Genomic DNA, 18,070 nt, shown 5'->3' on the forward strand with positions numbered 1-18,070 from the left:
GAAAAAACAAAAAGTTCACATTTAGCGAACGTTCGCTTGTTTTGTAAAAAACTTTTTTATAATATTGTTCACTCAAACGATATTAGTTATGGAAACACAGACAAACCTTAATCAGAAAATTAGCTTCACCAATGAAGTTAAAAACTACCATCCCGAAATATTGACCGATGGAGCCCTGATTTTTTTAGAGGCCTTACAAGATCGTTTTAACGAAAGACGATTAGTCCTTTTAAAAAATCGCCAAAGCCAACAACAACTATTTGATCTGGGAACTCATCCTTCTTTTCCAGAAAACACCAAAGAGATTCGTAATAGCGAATGGGCAGCCGCGCCAATTCCTATAGACCTACAAGATCGAAGAGTCGAAATCACAGGGCCTGTCGACAGAAAAATGGTAATTAACGCTTTAAATTCTGGAGCCAAAACATTTATGGCCGACTTCGAGGACAGCAATGCCCCGCTTTGGGAAAACTGTCTTCAAGGCCAAAAAAACTTAAAAGATGCGGTTAACAAAACTATTTCGTTTTATAATCCAAAAAAAGATAAAACCTACAGGCTTAACGAAAAAACAGCTACATTAATCGTACGACCCAGAGGCTTACATCTTAATGAAAAACATCTTTTAATAAAAGGCGAGGAAGTATCTGCTTCTCTATTTGATTTTGCCCTGTACCTGTTTCATAATAATGAACAACTTAAGGAAAACGGTGCCGGACCTTATTATTACATTCCCAAACTAGAGCATTTTACCGAAGCCATATGGTGGAACGATGTAATTGATTTTTCTGAAGACTACTTAGGTATCAAACACGGAACAGTAAAGGTGACGGTTTTGGTAGAAACTATTACAGCAAGTTTTCAACTCGATGAAATTATCTATGCATTAAAAGATCATATCGTTGGATTGAATTGCGGAAGATGGGATTATATTTTTAGCTACATCAAAAAATTAAGAAATCACCCAGGTTTTGTAGTTCCCGATCGTGCACAGGTAACAATGACCAGCCCTTTTATGGATGCTTATAGCAAGCTAGTAATTCAAAGGTGTCACAAAAGAAACATTCTGGCAATTGGCGGTATGGCTGCACAAATCCCAATTAAAGAAGACGAAAGTAGAAATGCAATAGCATATGCCAAAGTACAGGCAGATAAAGAGCGAGAAGTAAAAAACGGTCATGACGGTACATGGGTGGCGCATCCGGGATTAGTTGCATTAGCAATGCGTGTATTTGACACTCATATGCCAAACCCTAATCAAATAGATGTAAAACGTGATGATATAAACATTACCGAAAATGATCTTTTAGCCATCCCAGAAGGTACAATTACCGAAAAAGGAATACGGCAAAATATTAATGTAGGAATTCACTATATCGCCACCTGGTTGGGAGGGAATGGAGCAGTAGCATTATATCACCTTATGGAAGATGCCGCTACTGCAGAAATTAGCAGAACTCAAATATGGCAATGGCTACAGCAGGAAGTAGTTTTAGAAGATGGTAGAACGCTTGATAACTCATTATTCACCAATCTATTTAAAGATGAACTTGAGGTAATTAAAAAGCAGGTAGGAAATACACTCTTTAAAACCGAAAATTATCAAAATGCCATCCAGATTTTCGAAAACCTGGTAACATCTGATGAGTTTGAAGAATTTCTTACCACCAGAGCATATCAATACATATAAAGTAAATCAATATATAGTAAAATCAATAAGTCATGAATACAGAACAAAGAATAGAAGAATTGATTATCGATTGGACCACAAATCCAAGATGGGCGACTATAGAACGCCCGTATACTGCAGAAGAGGTAGTAAAGTTACAAGGCTCATACCAAATCGAGCATAGCATAGCCAAACAAGGTTCTGAAAAACTATGGATGAAACTAAAGACTCAGAATTTTGTAGCAGGACTAGGAGCACTAACCGGGAACCAGGCAGTACAGGAGGTAGAAGCTGGATTAGAAGCAATATACTTAAGTGGGTGGCAAGTGGCTGCCGATGCAAATCTTGCCGGACAAATGTATCCAGATCAATCTCTATACCCTGTAAATAGTGTTCCGCAAGTAGTAAAGAGAATTAATAATGCATTACTGAGAGCAGATCAAATACAAGTAGTAAATGGCGAAGAAAACAAAAAAGACTATTTGGTTCCTATCGTTGCAGATGCCGAAGCTGGTTTTGGAGGCAACCTAAATGCTTTTGAATTGATGAAATCTATGATTGAGTCAGGCGCCAGTGGAGTTCACTTTGAAGATCAATTAAGTTCTGCAAAAAAATGTGGTCACCTTGGCGGAAAAGTATTAGTCCCTACCCAGGAAGCTATTAATAAATTAGTTGCTGCTCGTCTTGCAGCAGATGTAATGGGAGTACCAGCAGTTATTGTTGCCCGAACAGATGCAGATGCTGCTAATTTACTAACCAGCGATATAGATGAGCGTGACAGAAAATTTGTTACTGGCGAACGTACAGATGAAGGCTTCTTCTATGTTAAGAACGGAATAGAACAAGGTATTGACAGAGGGTTATCATATGCTCCTTATGCCGATCTTATTTGGATGGAAACCAGTAATCCCGACTTAGAACAAGCTCGTAAATTTGCTGAAGCTATCCATGCCAAATATCCAGATCAAATGCTGGCATACAATTGTTCTCCTTCTTTTAATTGGGCTGCAAAGCTTTCTGTTTCAGAAATGGAGACATTTAGAGAAGAACTAGCAGCAATGGGGTACAAATTTCAATTTATTACTCTCGCAGGATTTCATGCATTAAACACAAGCATGTTTGAATTATCCAAGGCATACAAAGAAAGAGGAATGGCTGGTTATTCTGAATTACAAGAAAGAGAATTTGCGTTACAAAAAGACGGATTTCGTGCGGTAAAGCATCAAGGGTTTGTAGGTACTACATATTTTGATGCCGTACAAAATACAGTAACTGCAGGTAAAGCTTCGACTGTGGCTATGGAAGGCAGTACAGAAGTCGAGCAGTTCTAAATATACAGCATGATTTTTCCGATTTTTACAATTATTGTGCTTTAAAACGGCATTCATTAAGGTGAGTGTCGTTTTTTTATTACTAACTTCTTAAAAAACAACAAGTCTTAATCACATTTCCACCTAAAATCTGATATTTTATACTTTTTATTTCCTTTAAAATTATAGTGCCACCACTCTGTTCTTATCGTTTTAAAGCCGTGCTTCTCCATAGTTTCCTTTAACAACTTACGATGCCCAAGCACTGTTTTCGAAAGTGATGTATACGAATGATGTGCTTCTTTTCCGAAATGATCAAAATCTGTCCCCATATCGACATGCCCGCCTGCTGACCTAACCAAAGTTATATCCACAGCTGCTCCTCTATTATGTATAGATCCTCCTTTTGGATCCGCAACATATCCAGGATTGGGGAAGATCTTCCACATTTTTTTCTGTACACTATATGGTCGGTAGCAATCAAAGAATTTTATTCTGTATCCTTGAGTAAGCAAATCATTATTTACCTTAATTAGCGCTTCTGCTACATCTTTTCTAACAAAACATTTAGCACAAGAATATACTTTTTCTTTTAAAAAATTATCAGAAGTAGCATATTTCATATCCAAAATAAACTCATCAGACAAGCTCTCTATATTTACAAAATCTTTATCATTCGAAGTAACTTCTATACTCGGTCCACCGATAAGCATTACTAACGAATCTTTTTTTCTGAGCATACTCTGTTCTACTTTTTTTCCTCGTAACTGTAGTGCTTTAGATTTTTCTATAAGAGCAATTGTCTGAACTGTAGGTCCAGGGGCCATTTTTGCTTCACTACAGGAAAAAAAGAGTACAGAAAAAATCAACAAGATTAATTTTTTCTCAATCATATCCTTTTTGTTTTATCCCAATTACAATACTAATCCAGTACGCATTAATATCTTAAATTTCCCTCAAAATTAAGTTTATTTACGCACTTGATTCCTTATAAATATAATCAATATTTCTGTTATAAGTATTTTCTTACTTCGCTATACGTGAAATATATATTATATTTTATGTTAAATAACATGAATTCACCTGTTATTTAAAGGTTTTTTCTACATTTCCGCAGACAAGCATTTTTTTCCCATAATATGGATTTCTAACTTCTTTAGAATCAGACAACCAATATCCTCCTTCTCCATCAAATGCCATAGGGCAAAATTGCTTATACACTTCACCCGATGTAATTTCTGCTTTACTAACCAGTTTTTCTACTTCACTAGTTAATGTTACAAAAAAATCACGTTGTTTTTTGATGTCCTTAGTTAGTGAAATGAGTTTTGAAACTGCTTTAAGCTGGTCATTCTCTTCAGAATCCTCTATAACAGCTTCTAATTTTTTAGTTTCTTCCTGCACAATACTACTTTCAGAATTCACCAAAGCTGCTTTTACAGATAGATACAAACTATATATTTCCTGAATTTTTGCATCAGAAAACTTAACTTCTGATCTAGAATCAGTCTTATTATAATCTGCAATTTCATTTTCATGATCATCTATAGTAACCGATTCTGGTTTCTTATCTTTATTACAGGACACACCTGCCAAAGCCATAAATACTATTACTATAAAAAATCTTTTTATTGTTCTCAAACTACTATTATTCATGTAATTACACACTAAAAATTAATCTAGTTTATTTGCTATTAAGATGTCAAAAATACTCTATAAATAAAACAATCACCAATCCATTTTTATTTTTTAAATGATTTTTTAACAAAACAATACCATTCTAAATAAGAGGCTTTTATATTTTTTTTAGATATTTTTGCCGGGAAAAATTGTTAAGGAATGCTTTTTGAAGATTTAAGACCCCAGGTTACTCATATACTTGAAAACAATGATGAATCTGTTACAGACAGGTTGTATATGATTTGCAAACTACTAAAAGACAATATAGATCACTATGATTGGGTTGGTTTTTATTTTAAAAACGAAGACAAAGAAGAATTAAAACTTCGCACATATGTAGGTGAAAAAACAGATCACGATATTATTCCTTTTGGAAAAGGAATCTGTGGTCAGGTTGCGATTTCTAATAAGAATTTTGTGGTTCCTGATGTGCAGGCACAAAGTAATTATATTGCATGTAGCCTAACAGTTAAATCAGAAATTGTAATTCCTTTATTTAAGAACGGAGAAAATATCGGACAGATTGATATTGACTCTGAGAGCTCAGATCCTTTTACAGAAAAAGATGAAAGATTTTTAGAATTTGTAAATCAAGAAGTTGCTAAAATCCTTTAATTATTGTTCCTTCGTTGGTGCAAATATTAAATCATTTTACATATGAAAATCTTAGTCACGGGGGGATTGGGGTTTATTGGTTCTCACACCGTTGTAGAGTTACAAAACAAAGGGTATGAAGTTGTTATTATCGACAACTGTTCGAATTCATCACCCGATGTGATTAAAGGAATTTGTGAAATCACCGGAAAAGATCTTGTTTTCGAAAAATTTGACCTTAGAGAAAAGGATAAGGTCCAGGAGTTTTTTAAGCGTCATAATGATATAGAGGGAGTAATTCATTTTGCAGCATCAAAGGCTGTAGGTGAAAGCGTAGAAAAACCCTTGTTATACTATGAAAATAATTTATCGACTCTGGTGTATATCCTTCAGCAATTAGCTAATAAACCATCGGCTAGTTTTATTTTTAGCTCTTCTTGCACGGTATATGGCCAGGCAGATGAGTTACCTATCACAGAAGATGCCCCGGTTAAAGCAGCAGAATCTCCTTACGGAAACACAAAACAGATTGGAGAAGAAATCATAAGAGATACCTGCAAAGTACATCCTGCCTTAAAAGCAATTGCACTACGTTATTTTAATCCAATTGGAGCACACCCTTCGGCAGAAATCGGAGAACTTCCTATTGGAGTTCCTCAAAACCTGATTCCTTTTATTACACAAACAGCAATAGGGCTAAGAGAGCAATTATCTGTGTTTGGTGATGATTATCCTACATCAGACGGAACCTGTATTAGAGACTACATACATGTCGTAGACCTTGCAAAAGCTCATGTAGTAGCCTTACAACGCTTATTAGATGGCAAAAATGCATCTAATTATGAAGTGTTTAATGTAGGCACCGGTACAGGGAGTTCTGTTCTAGAAGTGATACAATCCTTTGAAAAAGTATCTAAACAAAAACTAAACTACAAAATTGTAGAACGAAGAGAAGGTGATATTACAGCAGCCTATGCAGATACCACTAAAGCAAATAGTGAACTAGGATGGAAAGCAAAAAGTACCTTAGACGACTCTCTTACTTCTGCCTGGAAATGGGAACAGAAGGTTAGAAGCTAGACGCTATACCAAAACTAATATATAAAAAACCCTGAAGAGTCATTCTTCAGGGTTTTTTATTTTTGATATTAATTCTATCTATTTCTAGTAGAATTTAGATCTCTTATCTTCTATTTCTGCAGCCTCTTTAAGTGCTTCAAAAACTTTGGTATTAACTGCACCTGTCTGCGCTTTAGAAACCTGTGATGCATAGCTCATATATGTATCTAAACCACTAGCTGGTGTTTTCTTAGTTACTTCTATAACATATACTCCGTTATTACCAACAATAGGACCAGACACCTTTCCTGGCTCTAAAGCAAAGGCTGTTCCTACTACTTTTGGTTCTGTTCCCGCTCCACTAATAGTTGGAGTTTTCATAGTTAATGCAGAAGCGACTTTTACAGTTTGTCCTTGACTCTGAGCAATTGCATCAAGTGCGCTACCAGAAATTTTACTTTTTAATTTTTCTGCCTTCTTTTTATTAATCAAGATTGGCTTTATGGTTAAACTTGCATCTTCTACTTTCATTGATCCCTTATCTTCTTTTTCGGTTAATTGAACTACTGCATATCCTTCTGGGATATCAAAACGTTTTATTTCACCTACTTTAGATTCTTCGTTAAAAGCCCATTGCACAATTGCTCTTCTAGCTCCTAATCCAGGGATATTCTCATCTAATTCTTTGATTTTATTTACAGGTCGTACTGTTAATTCATTTTCTTTAGAAACTTCCTCAAAATCTTTGTCTCTAGCCGAAATCTGAAATTTGGTTGTTTCAGTAAAAATAGCATTGATCGTTTTTTCACTTGGTTCAACCTTTTGAGCTACTGTAGCTACTTTTATAGCTTTTTGCTCATTTTTCTGGTCTTCTATATTTATAATATGATATCCAAATTGTGTTTCTACGATTCCCTGGTCTCCAGTTTTGTTTTCAAAACAATAATCATTAAAAGCTGGCACCATTCTACCTGGTGAGAAATATCCAAGATCTCCTCCTTTATCTTTACTAGAAGTATCTGCAGAGAATTGTGTTGCCAAAGCTGAGAATTTTGTATTATCTGCTTTGGTTACTGCAATAATACTATCGGCTAAGACCTTTGCTTCTTCTTTAGTTCGTTTTGTATCACCTGCAGTACCTAATCCTGCCCAAGAAACCAAAATATGACTTGCTTTAACCGAGTCTGGTATTTGCTTTTGCGCAACTACTTTTGAAATTTTAATATAATCCCCATCTTTATATGGCCCATATACATCTCCTATACCAAGATTATAGATTGTGTCTGCCTCTGTAGTTGGTAAATCTTTTTTAAACTTGAATCCACCATCAAATTTTACAGCAGAATTTTGATTTACAAACTCTTCTGCATCTTTTACATCAATGTTTTTGAATCCTAAAATCGAATCGTTTGTTTTGGTTACTTCATTAAACTCTACTTTATCATCTAACAAAGCAGCTACTTCTGCTTTTACCTGATTCTCATCTTCTTCACTAGGAACTTCATTAAATAACACATAACGTATACTTCTAGAAGCTTCTGCTTTATATTGATCTTTATGAGCATCGATATATGCTTTAATTTCTGCATCAGTTACCTCTACTTCTGTATCTTCAATACTAGAAAATGGAAGCTGTACATATTTGATATCTACATTATCATTTTCCATTTTATAAGCCAGTTCTCCTTCTTTTAATGTAGATCCTACACCAGCTTTAATCATATTAAGATAAGTTTGCTCTCTAGCACCTTTACTTACAGAAACTTCAAAATCTAACCATTGTTGGTATGCTTGTGGTGAAGTAGCTTTTACATTAGCTACATATTCTTGCATTTTGGCTTTATCAAAAACTCCGGCTTCATTCAAAAACGTAGGATTATTTGCTAATGATTCTTCTAATAACTGGTTTACCTGATCTTCTCCTACTCTAATATTCAGTTCTTCGAATTGCTCTTCAAAAACTGTTTCTCTCAATTCTTGATTCCATACATAATTTACAGCCTGGATACTTGATGTTCCTCCTCCAAAACTTCTTGATGCTAGTTCTACTTTTCTAGCAAACTCTGTTCGATCAATATCTTTTCCGTTTATTGTTGCAATCGTATTTTCAGCTTTCTGGGAAATAGCTCCTCCATTACGAATCAAATCTGCTAACACAAAAGAGAAAAGTGCTAATGCAATGATTACGATTAGAAAAACCGAACGCTGCCTGATTTTATTTAAAACTGCCATGGTATATTATAATTTATTCAAAATATAGTGGGCGAAAATACCATTTTATTGTAATAATACCAATTAAAAAACTGAAAGTCTTATGAAGTTTTAACTCTTTCGGTTTTTAATATAGAATAGTGTGGTTTTTACGTACTTTTATTACTTTAAAAAATTTGATTTTTTTGTCTTAAAACACCACAAACAATCAAAAGCTGAGCTGTTGCATATGTAGTCATAATCCATACGTTACTCATAAGCAAAGGTTGATAAAACATGTTAAATGCCAAAATACTATCAGAGATCATAAAAAACAGGGAACCTATAAAAACCATGAAAAAACTCATTTGGGAAACTCGTTTCTCTCTTAAATACGACGCATTTGACATTAACAAAATTACGATCATATACACTATCACGGGGATTAACATATCTCCCAGCCAAGGATATAATAAATAAAACAAACCTACTCCATAAGCAACGGTTAGTATAAGAAAAATCCTGTTTTTTTTATGCTTATTGTGCTTTTTAAGAAAGACCAAAATATACATTACATGTGCCAACAAAAACATAACTAAACCTGCAATAAAGAAGAGTTGAGACTGTGCGACAAATAAAAGTAGTATATCTCCGGCTAAAGAAAATAACAAGGCTAATATCATTAATCCAAATATAGAAATACCCAGTCCTTTTCTATGTACTAAAAAAAAGGTGATTAATGAGCCCAGAATTGAAGGTTTTGTAATATTTCTAAGATCTGAGTACGCCTCATTACTACTACAAATAAGATCACATATTACAATAATGATGTACACTATAACAAATACTACAATCCCCTGGTTTCGTGTTTTTTTGCTCATCACAATCGTATTATTTAATCCTCTGGTATCACATGTAATTCTACAATCTCAATTTTGGTATTAGAAGTCTCTATAATTTTAATTTTGAAACCATTTATTTTCACCTCTTCACCTTGCTGAGGAATTTCTTCGGTATGGTTTACAATCATCCCTCCCAGTGTTTCATAATTTTCATCCTCCGGAAGGTCTAATTTATAGGACTCGTTGATATGATCTACTTCTATTCGAGCAGAAAACCGATATTCATTTTCTGACAATTGTTCTTCGATAAGTTCTACAGAATCATGTTCATCTTCAATCTCACCAAAAAGCTCCTCTACAATATCTTCTACTGTAATAATACCACTTGTACCTCCGTACTCATCGATCACTACGGCTATACTTTTGTGTTTTTTGGTAAGAAGATTAAGTACATCTTTAACAAACATTGTTTCTGGCACAAAAACCACTGGCAAAAGAATTGATCTTAACGATTTAGGTTTTTTAAATAACTCGAAAGAGTGTACATACCCAATGATATCGTCTACAGTATTGTTGTACACAATAATTTTTGATAGCCCTGTATCTATAAATAAGGTACTTACTTCTTCTATTGATTGTAATTTCTCTACACCCACGATCTCTGTTCTGGGAACCATTACTTCTCTTGACTTAACGTCTGAAAAATCTAATGCATTCTGAAAAATCTGGATTTCGCTATCAATTTCGTCATGCTCTTCGATGGTTTCCATTTGCTCATTTATATAATCTCCTAATTCTGTTTTACTAAAAGCAAGTTGAACCTGGTCTCCATCTGTTTTTAAAAATTTCTTTAATACAAAATCAGAAACCCATATTACAAATGATGAAATAGGTGTAAATACCACATAAAAGATATATGCCGGAAATGAAAATGCTTTGAGTAATGTATTAGAGTATATCTGAAAGAACACTTTGGGTAAGAATTCTGCGGTAATTAGAATCACCAAAGTCGAAATACATGTTTGCAATAGTAATGTAACACTACCTGCAATTTCAGGAAAATATCCGGCTATGACCTTCATCAATACTTCACCCATATAAAATCCATATATAACCAACGCTATATTATTACCTACAAGCATTGTTGCAATAAATTTGGAAGGTTTTTTTGTTAAGCGTGCCAGGATATTTGAGATAAATCCCCCTTGTTTTTTCTCAATCTCTATGTGTATTTTATTAGAAGAAACATAGGCGATTTCCATTCCTGAAAAAAAAGCTGAAAGAATAAGGGAAAGAATAATAACAATGATATGTAATTCCATGAATTAGTCTTTGTTATTGGCGTCAAATCGTTTTCTAAAGTTTCTTTTAAAGAAAAACATAAAAATTGCGGCAATTGCAAAGAAAATATAAAGCATACTTTTTCCGCCTTCTTGTCCCCATTCTACGTATGCTTCGTAGATAAAAAAACACATGATCGCCAAATAGGCGTATTCAAAAAATCTAAATACTTTCATCATAGTACTGGATTACTCCTCTATAAACATTACCCCATCATTTATTCTTGAATTCAAGATAGTAAAATCTTGATTAGCATCAAAACCATCTGCTTCATTAATTGTTCCATCTGGCAAATAACTTTTATAGGGTTGATCTGTAAATATCCAACTAATATTTTGATCCCAATATAACTGTTTGGCTTGCAAATGGGTACTATCCGAGGTTTTTATATCTACATTACCTCTCATATCGATTAAGCCTGTTTGCTGGTAAGAAATTGCATAATCCGAGGTAACTACACTTACTTTTCCTTCTTTATCAATAATATCTAGCACAATACCTTCTGGAAATTCGTGATAAGCGAAAGATGTATTAGAATAATCTAATATTTTTGATGTTTTAAGTATTGCCGTAAGTCTTCCTGAGTCTGTATATTTAAGATTTATCTCATATCCTTCTGCAATAGGGGCATCTTCTAAGATTAGACCTCCAAGGTCATTTTTTGTTGTTGATTGACATGAAAAAAACATTGTCACAGCAAATGCTGTGACAATGTTTATTATTGTATATATATTTTTATTCTGCATTATAGCTTTGGCACTCTAACCGTTTCACCAATCCAGCATCCAATACTTACAGATTTTTTTTCTGGGTTGTTAAAAATATCTGTTTTTGATGGTGCTTTAGCATGATAGTTAGCCGCAAATTTATTTGCTGTAGATTTTAAACTTGGATCTACTTTTCCTGCTCTTCGAGCATAGTTTTCTGCCAACCAATACACTGCTCTTTTACTAAACACATCGGTACCACAGCTGTTTGCGCTACCTGCTATCATACTTGCAATTCTAAGGTAACAAACACCCATAGATGGTCTATGCTTAAGTGCTTTTCTATAGTAAGATCTAGCTTTTCCCTTACTTCCTTGTCTTTTCATCACTTCACCAATCTTGAAATAAACTTTAGCTTTATCACTTGTTTTAGTTTCTAATTCTGCAGATTGATTAAAGTACTTTAATGCAGTAGTTGTCTTCTTATCTTTTAATGCCAATATTCCTAAATAATAAGCTGATTTTGCAGACGGTTCTGTTTTATGTAACGCTTCTACCAACTTAAAGAACAATGGATCATCTGTACACTCTTTAGACGACATTCTTCCTGCAGCTCCCTTTAACCAACTTGCATCTGTTTTTTTAGACTCAAACTGTCCGGCATAAAGAGGTATTAAGTTTTTACAATCGGCTAACTCTCCTAATTTCTGGTTAATTCCTGCTTTTACTTTACTAAAGGCATTTAGGTTAATACCAGAATTTTTTAGTTTTCTTTTTTCTTTAGAAGATAATGTAGTTCCTGCTTCTTCTTTTTCTGTAAGTTCTGCAATAATCTGTGCAAGTCTACTTTCTTCATTCTCTATCTTTTCTGTAATATCATCATACAGATCAAAAACTCCCTGAAGTTCTTTTTTCCCTTCACCATGAAGATCAACAAAAAGAGAGAAATAGGTATATAATTTCTTAGGTCTTTTAAAGTTTTTCTTATCTGTTGTATATGCTTTATCAAACTCTGCAAACTGATTTTCTTTGGTTCCTATTTTGTTATCATACATTAACTGACCTATATCAGAATGCATATCCCCAATTTTAGTTTTTGCCGGGAAGTATTGAAAGCGCTCTTTCCATAATGTAATGATTTCATTTGCAAGAGTAGTTTTCTCTGCAGCAGAAGCTTTTTTATACTTAGCTTCTAACAATTTTTGTCCAAATTGATATGTTGCAACGCTATATGTAGGACATTCTTTCCTCACTTTCCACAGAGGTTCCTCTGCAGCAGTATAATTCTTTACCTTAGCATGCTCATAAGCGATGGATGCTGTAGTTGCACAGTCTGTAGCCTGAGCACTTACTTTTGTAGTACTTAAAACTAATCCTGTTGCTATTATAAATAAAACTTTAGTATTCATAGCTGTAGTAATTATTGTATTTAATTAAATTTTATTTTTCTGAACCATTTATCATTTAATGACAAACTTAAAGAGATATTAAAAAACTCTTCTTTAACCAGCCCAAAATTTGTTGTTCCCCGTTGACCATACTCGAAACCTATATTTGTATTCGAGAATAATCTACCAACCGGTAAGCCTACCCCAAAAGATATGCCAAACTCATTAATCGAACCGTTATTAATATTTAATCCTGTCTCCTCATAACGAAACCCAGCGCGGTATACAACTCTACTAAAATAGCTTGTTAACGAGTTATAATTAGGAATATAATATCCTCCTGCTTTGAACTTTGAGGCATTTTCATATACAACATTATCCTGGTTAGATACAAGATTTGTAAATTTTCCAGAATCCATATATATATATTCTGCACCTACAAACCATTTTTTAGGTTGCCCAATCCCGGTACCAAATTTAAATTCGGCAGGAAGATCTATTTCTTTGTCTTCTACAGCAACATCTTGTCTTTCTATAACTCCTTCTCTACCACTATTATCAATTACAATAGTAGCAAGTTCTCTCGTACTATCTGTTGTTAATTCAAAAGAAGGCGTTGACACTGCAGAAGCAACTATTTCTAGTTTCTCTGTGATCATAGTTTTATACGTCACTCCGAAAGATAAACTAAAGGATGATAAATCCGAACTATTTATTTCCCTTGTATCAAATTGAACACCCGGTCTTCGTAATATTGTTTTGTTTTCAATATTCCCAAAGTTATAATTTAAATCTAAACCTACGCTCAGATTCTTGTTAACTTTGAATCCTGTAGCTAAAAAGACCTTATTCAATCCTCCTTTGCCGGTGAATCGAAGTTCACTTCCATCATCTTTAATACTATTAAGTTCATACCCCACAGAGGTAAGAGGAATAACTCCAAAACCAAAGCCAAATCTACCAGCAGGAATTCCAATAGCCAAATAATCTAATGAGGCATTTTCTCCAGATGATGATTGATTAGTATTACTAATCTTATATCTACGATATGAAGCTCCTACCGAATATGTTGTGAGCCTCAATTCGCCATAAGACGCAGGATTCTGAAGATTTAAATGGATACTATCTGTATATATACTCAATCCCCCCATCGACCTATTTTCTACTGTTCCTTTGAACTTCGGTATCCCTATCCCATAAAAAGAATACGGAGACGAAGTCCCTTCCTGAGCGTAAGATATTATGGTAACGTGCACCAATATGATTACTAAAATCTTCTTTATCATTTACTATTATTAAAAGCTAAAATGTGGTTTAATCCCTCCAACAAAAAATTAGAAGTGGCAAATATGCTATTTTTTAATCTTTTAGACAAAAAATGTGCATCTCCACCAGTTAAAATAACTGTTAAATCAGTATAAATGTTGCAATATTCTTCAATTACTCCGTCAATTTCATGCAAAATTCCAAAAACTACTCCCGAATGTATTGCCTCTTCTGTACTGTTTCCTATGTGATTTTTTGGGTCAGTTACCTGTAACAATGGTAGTTTTGCTGTGTAATTATGAAGACTCTCATATCTAAGTCGCACTCCCGGCCCAATTGCGCCACCAAGATACTCTTCTTTTTTGTTTTTAAAATCATATGTTATACAAGTTCCTGCATCGATTACCAATACATCCTTATTAGGAAACTGATCTACAGCGGCTGCTACCAAAGCTAATCGATCTATTCCTAATGTAGTTGGGGTTTTATACAGGTTTTTGAATGGCATTTCTACCTGATGATCCAACATAAGCGTATGATACATACGCTTAATATGTGTTATATGATTCTCTTCTATAGTAGATACTGAAGAAATTATGGCATTGGTGATCAAAGGGTATTCTTCTTTGATATTTTGGATTGCCTCTTTAAAATGATATTGTTCAATCCTTTTTTTATAGACAATTTTTGATTCTTCAAAAACTCCTATTTTGGTATATGTATTCCCTACATCAATAATGAGATTCATACTTTTATTTGTAAGTCGTAAAAATACAAAACGATTTTTTTAATTTTTTCTTTTGAGTATTAAAAAAAGCGTTCTATATTTGCATCCGCTTACAGCAAGGTGCCTTAGCTCAGTTGGTAGAGCAAAGGACTGAAAATCCTTGTGTCCCTGGTTCGATTCCTGGAGGCACCACCTTAAAAAACCCGAACATTTGTTCGGGTTTTTTTTATTACATATTATTAAAAGTTTTATCCTACTCCTCTACCGGAACTGTTTTTGTTGGTATCGTGAAACACTTCTTCCCAGTAATACAAAGTACTCGTGAGGCAGGTGGTATGTTTCCTCCCTTAATTGTATTTGTATCCACCAATTTGGCAACTTTTATCTTTTTTAATTTTAATGATTTTATATCCTTATTTGTGCTCATAACAATTTGATTTATTAAGTTAGTGGTACTAAAAATATAGTTTTTAACTAACTCCCAGCATAATATACTAGTTGATATTTATAAATTTAAAGCATAAAAACACTGAATTCGATACTACGGCTTTACTTTATATCTCTAAATGTTTAATAAAATAGGACGGATAGATACCTGTTTTTTTATAGAATGCAGAAGAAAACGATTGTGCATTTTTAAACCCCACTTCTTCTGCAATGGCTTTAATGGTATAGGAACGTAATGACTTATTAGAGGTAAGCTCATCTACAGCAAAATCAACCCTTAAATTATTGAGATAATTGGCAAAGTTGACATTTTTATACACATTTATAATCTTTGATAAATATGCGCTATTCGTATTTAGCTCTTTAGCTAATGAATTAAGTGTATAATGTTTTTTTGAAAATTTGGCCGACTTTTCAAAATTGTGAAGCTTTTGTAATACCGTTTCTACAACATCTTTTGGAATATCTATATCCTGTTTTTTTGAAATATTAGTATTGATATTAACAAACTCTAGCAGATCATGTTCTTTATTTTTTTGATCTTCAAGTAATTTTAAAAAACGTTTTTTATTCACATAACTCTTACGAAAACCATATATAGCAAGTACAATCAAAACAACAAGAAATACAATTAGAATAGTTATCGTTTCTTCTTTTAAGAATTTATCGCGTTGCAATTGATCTATTAATTTTTCTTTTTCAGAAATTAATTCTACAGTATCGTATCTCTCGTTAATGTTTTTGGTTAAATATATTTGGTTAGCATGTCTTATACTATCTAATCGTAATAGTGTATTAATATATTCAATTTGTTTTTGAAGGTTTTTTTTTGATTTAGAATCAGCAATCAAATAATCATATGTATCAATTAACTCAGGAATAACATCTTCAGTTTCTTTAAGAATACGATCTACATCTCTAAAATATTGTATACTCTGGTCTACCATACCCTGATCCTGATATGAGCGAGCTATATAATAGTCACAGATAGCAATTCTTGTCTTTACCTCATCAGATTTTTGTATTAATTTCTTTCCTTTTTTTAGGCTGTCAATTGCCTTATTGTAGTTTTTAGAAAAATATTCGTACATCCCCGAATACATCACAAAATTAGAATAGATAGATATGTCATTTGTTTTTAATGCTTCCTTAATTCCTTTATCAATATAATCTTCAGCCAATTTAAATTGATTACTATAAATGTATGAATCAGTAAGAGCAAATAGCACTCTATTGTAGGTATTTGAAGTTTTAATTTTGGGGTTTTGGTCTAAAAAGTTTAAATACTCAAAAAAAATAGCTTGAGCCTCTTCTCTTTCTCCTGCCGTATTTTTTAATAGTCCTATATTAAATTTCAATTTTAAGTATAACAGCTCATTTCCATTTTCTTTTGCAGATTCTGATGCTATTAGGTAAAGCTCTAAAGCCTCTTTATAATTTCCTTCTTCATAACGTATATTACCTTTCCTCAAATAACCCAATGCCGGATATCTTTCATAATTTTTGCTCTTTGTAATTGCAATAAGACTATCTGCATAATGTAATTGATTAGAACGGCTTAGTTTGGACAAAAAATAATATGCATCAGCCATACGCAATGTATCTAATCGATATCTGGCTTTATCGAGAGCGACCTGTGCTATTTTTAATTTTAGGGAATCTTCCTGTTGTTCTGCAATTATCTCTTTTAATTTATCAAAATCAAGTAAATCCTGAGCAGCATTAGACTTTTTTATCTGTCCGCATAATGGCTGTGCAAAAACAAATAAAATTAGCAGATACCCTAAAAATAAATACTTCCTGATCATTAAAATGATTTTTATAGTACTTGAAATCTGCTCAACAGAATTCGAAAATCATACCTTTTAATTAAATGTATAGGTGAATAACATAAAAAAATAATACGAAATAAAACTACCAAAAAAAAACAATGTGAATAATTTATTAACTACATAGTTTGGTATACAATAGCAAAAATCTAACGCTTGCGACATGCATAAAGTATCGGTTTAAATTTATAAATATCAACAATATTACTTTGTATTTCATACACTTATCATCATATTTTTGAATTCTACAGAATAAAACACATACCAATCTTAAAAACGAATTTCATCAAATACCAACTTTTAAAACTCTTAAAACCATGAAAAAAACCAAATTCTTAGTTTCAATTTTAAATTTAACTTTTGTAATATGCTTAGTATTGACTTCTTGTGAATCAGACAATGAAGAGTTACCTATAGAGCAAGTTTCTAATACGACTGAAAACAATAACAACACCAAATCAAGAGCTTTAAGTTCTCAAAACGTATATCGATATTATAGTGGGGGATCTGCATCTCTTCATACCTATAGAACACAAGGAGGTCAAGGTATTGGAATAGGACGCAGAGAAGGGGTTTCTTTTAGGACTGACGTAGCCAGATCTCGCCAAGAAATCGATTTTAATACGTATAACGAGCTATACTTTTTGTTACACCCAAGAAAAATAGACTTCGTTTTAACAACTAGCCCTACCGAAATTTTGACTTTAATTAGTAAAGGATGGAAAGATGTTTCCCGACTTGTTTTAATACACAAAAAGCCTGGTAACGGAAGAAAAAAGCTATATCGCTTTTACAATACTCAACATTCTGATCACCTGTATACCAAAAATTATTCTGAAGGTGTTAATGCCGGATACAAATATGAAGGTGTAACCGGCTGGGTGTATTAAGAATATAATTTATAAGAAAAGGTGCCTTCTAAAATCATTTTGAGTTTGTGAGTAAAATATATGTTGATATTTATCTGAAGGAGTTACACCACGAAAAACCCGAACAGGTGTTTGGGTTTTTTGTTTTTATTACA

Annotated in this window: 16 protein-coding genes and 1 tRNA gene; 6 read left to right on the plus strand and 11 right to left on the minus strand. The window is 33.2% G+C overall.

The genetic code is table 11. The features are described 5' to 3' along the window. Window positions 1-88 precede the first annotated feature (88 nt). Together aceB and aceA are read left to right on the plus strand one after the other, a co-directional pair. Window positions 89-1,687, plus strand: coding sequence for a malate synthase A (gene aceB, locus ATO12_RS22425; RefSeq protein WP_034246942.1), 1,599 nt, complete (start codon window positions 89-91; stop codon window positions 1,685-1,687). 32 nt (window positions 1,688-1,719) lie between these two features. Next, window positions 1,720-2,997 carry an isocitrate lyase gene (aceA, locus tag ATO12_RS22430; protein WP_034246944.1) on the plus strand — a complete coding sequence of 426 codons (1,278 nt, stop codon included), beginning with the start codon at window positions 1,720-1,722 and terminating at the stop codon, window positions 2,995-2,997. A 107-nt stretch (window positions 2,998-3,104) separates the two neighbouring features. Here aceA and ATO12_RS22435 read toward each other — a convergent pair whose 3' ends face one another. Further along, window positions 3,105-3,869, minus strand: a complete 765-nt coding sequence (locus ATO12_RS22435; RefSeq protein WP_316932940.1) for a M15 family metallopeptidase — start codon at window positions 3,867-3,869, stop codon at window positions 3,105-3,107. 193 nt (window positions 3,870-4,062) lie between these two features. Further along, window positions 4,063-4,617 carry a DUF3347 domain-containing protein gene (locus tag ATO12_RS25180; RefSeq protein ID WP_165583438.1) on the minus strand — a complete coding sequence of 185 codons (555 nt, stop codon included), beginning with the start codon at window positions 4,615-4,617 and terminating at the stop codon, window positions 4,063-4,065. 198 nt (window positions 4,618-4,815) lie between these two features. Here ATO12_RS25180 and ATO12_RS22445 point away from each other — a divergent pair, with 198 nt between their 5' ends. Both ATO12_RS22445 and galE read left to right on the plus strand, forming a co-directional pair. Continuing rightward, complete coding sequence (locus ATO12_RS22445) at window positions 4,816-5,271, plus strand: GAF domain-containing protein (protein WP_034246946.1); 456 nt, start codon at window positions 4,816-4,818, stop codon at window positions 5,269-5,271. A 42-nt stretch (window positions 5,272-5,313) separates the two neighbouring features. Further along, window positions 5,314-6,330, plus strand: a complete 1,017-nt coding sequence (galE, locus tag ATO12_RS22450) for a UDP-glucose 4-epimerase GalE (RefSeq protein WP_034246948.1) — start codon at window positions 5,314-5,316, stop codon at window positions 6,328-6,330. Between the two features lie 84 nt (window positions 6,331-6,414). Here the strand turns inward: galE and ATO12_RS22455 are convergent, their stop codons facing one another. From ATO12_RS22455 to ATO12_RS22490, 8 genes are all read right to left on the minus strand, one after another. Further along, entirely contained in the window at window positions 6,415-8,541 is a 2,127-nt protein-coding gene (locus ATO12_RS22455; protein WP_034246950.1) for a peptidylprolyl isomerase, read from the minus strand. 146 nt (window positions 8,542-8,687) lie between these two features. Continuing rightward, window positions 8,688-9,380, minus strand: a complete 693-nt coding sequence (locus ATO12_RS22460) for a lysoplasmalogenase (RefSeq protein ID WP_034246952.1) — start codon at window positions 9,378-9,380, stop codon at window positions 8,688-8,690. Window positions 9,381-9,394: 14 nt separating this feature from the next. Then, window positions 9,395-10,663, minus strand: a complete 1,269-nt coding sequence (locus ATO12_RS22465) for a hemolysin family protein (RefSeq protein ID WP_034246954.1) — start codon at window positions 10,661-10,663, stop codon at window positions 9,395-9,397. Between the two features lie 3 nt (window positions 10,664-10,666). After that, entirely contained in the window at window positions 10,667-10,861 is a 195-nt protein-coding gene (locus tag ATO12_RS22470; RefSeq protein ID WP_034246956.1) for a hypothetical protein, read from the minus strand. 9 nt (window positions 10,862-10,870) lie between these two features. After that, complete coding sequence (gene lptC / locus ATO12_RS22475) at window positions 10,871-11,371, minus strand: LPS export ABC transporter periplasmic protein LptC (RefSeq protein WP_240486169.1); 501 nt, start codon at window positions 11,369-11,371, stop codon at window positions 10,871-10,873. A gap of 56 nt (window positions 11,372-11,427) precedes the next feature. Further along, on the minus strand, window positions 11,428-12,798 hold the full coding sequence (locus ATO12_RS22480) for a tetratricopeptide repeat protein (RefSeq protein WP_034246959.1): 1,371 nt from the start codon (window positions 12,796-12,798) through the stop codon (window positions 11,428-11,430). A gap of 20 nt (window positions 12,799-12,818) precedes the next feature. Next, window positions 12,819-14,063, minus strand: a complete 1,245-nt coding sequence (locus ATO12_RS22485) for a porin family protein (RefSeq protein ID WP_034246961.1) — start codon at window positions 14,061-14,063, stop codon at window positions 12,819-12,821. Beyond that, window positions 14,060-14,791, minus strand: coding sequence for a type III pantothenate kinase (locus ATO12_RS22490; RefSeq protein WP_034246963.1), 732 nt, complete (start codon window positions 14,789-14,791; stop codon window positions 14,060-14,062). The genes ATO12_RS22485 and ATO12_RS22490 overlap by 4 nt, the downstream gene beginning before the upstream one ends. A 98-nt stretch (window positions 14,792-14,889) precedes the next feature. Here ATO12_RS22490 and ATO12_RS22495 point away from each other — a divergent pair. Next, window positions 14,890-14,962, plus strand: a tRNA-Phe gene (locus ATO12_RS22495). A gap of 362 nt (window positions 14,963-15,324) precedes the next feature. Here the strand turns inward: ATO12_RS22495 and ATO12_RS22500 are convergent. Beyond that, entirely contained in the window at window positions 15,325-17,025 is a 1,701-nt protein-coding gene (locus ATO12_RS22500; protein ID WP_034246965.1) for a helix-turn-helix domain-containing protein, read from the minus strand. Window positions 17,026-17,363: 338 nt separating this feature from the next. Here ATO12_RS22500 and ATO12_RS22505 point away from each other — a divergent pair, with 338 nt between their 5' ends. Continuing rightward, window positions 17,364-17,936, plus strand: a complete 573-nt coding sequence (locus ATO12_RS22505) for a hypothetical protein (RefSeq protein ID WP_034246967.1) — start codon at window positions 17,364-17,366, stop codon at window positions 17,934-17,936. The last annotated feature ends 134 nt before the right edge of the window (window positions 17,937-18,070 follow it).

The sequence above is a fragment of the Aquimarina atlantica genome, from assembly GCF_000626715.1.
Lineage (GTDB): Bacteria > Bacteroidota > Bacteroidia > Flavobacteriales > Flavobacteriaceae > Aquimarina > Aquimarina atlantica.

What these genes read in the sequence shown, in the direction of transcription:
- aceB (WP_034246942.1), top strand. Translation starts at nt 89, where the DNA reads ATGGAAACACAGACAAACCTTAATCAGAAAATTAGCTTCACCAATGAA.
- aceA (WP_034246944.1), top strand. Translation starts at nt 1,720, where the DNA reads ATGAATACAGAACAAAGAATAGAAGAATTGATTATCGATTGGACCACA.
- ATO12_RS22435 (WP_316932940.1), bottom strand. Translation starts at nt 3,869, where the DNA reads ATGATTGAGAAAAAATTAATCTTGTTGATTTTTTCTGTACTCTTTTTT.
- ATO12_RS22445 (WP_034246946.1), top strand. Translation starts at nt 4,816, where the DNA reads ATGCTTTTTGAAGATTTAAGACCCCAGGTTACTCATATACTTGAAAAC.
- galE (WP_034246948.1), top strand. Translation starts at nt 5,314, where the DNA reads ATGAAAATCTTAGTCACGGGGGGATTGGGGTTTATTGGTTCTCACACC.
- ATO12_RS22455 (WP_034246950.1), bottom strand. Translation starts at nt 8,541, where the DNA reads ATGGCAGTTTTAAATAAAATCAGGCAGCGTTCGGTTTTTCTAATCGTA.
- ATO12_RS22460 (WP_034246952.1), bottom strand. Translation starts at nt 9,380, where the DNA reads ATGAGCAAAAAAACACGAAACCAGGGGATTGTAGTATTTGTTATAGTG.
- ATO12_RS22465 (WP_034246954.1), bottom strand. Translation starts at nt 10,663, where the DNA reads ATGGAATTACATATCATTGTTATTATTCTTTCCCTTATTCTTTCAGCT.
- ATO12_RS22470 (WP_034246956.1), bottom strand. Translation starts at nt 10,861, where the DNA reads ATGATGAAAGTATTTAGATTTTTTGAATACGCCTATTTGGCGATCATG.
- lptC (WP_240486169.1), bottom strand. Translation starts at nt 11,371, where the DNA reads ATGTTTTTTTCATGTCAATCAACAACAAAAAATGACCTTGGAGGTCTA.
- ATO12_RS22480 (WP_034246959.1), bottom strand. Translation starts at nt 12,798, where the DNA reads ATGAATACTAAAGTTTTATTTATAATAGCAACAGGATTAGTTTTAAGT.
- ATO12_RS22485 (WP_034246961.1), bottom strand. Translation starts at nt 14,063, where the DNA reads ATGATAAAGAAGATTTTAGTAATCATATTGGTGCACGTTACCATAATA.
- ATO12_RS22490 (WP_034246963.1), bottom strand. Translation starts at nt 14,791, where the DNA reads ATGAATCTCATTATTGATGTAGGGAATACATATACCAAAATAGGAGTT.
- ATO12_RS22500 (WP_034246965.1), bottom strand. Translation starts at nt 17,025, where the DNA reads ATGATCAGGAAGTATTTATTTTTAGGGTATCTGCTAATTTTATTTGTT.
- ATO12_RS22505 (WP_034246967.1), top strand. Translation starts at nt 17,364, where the DNA reads ATGAAAAAAACCAAATTCTTAGTTTCAATTTTAAATTTAACTTTTGTA.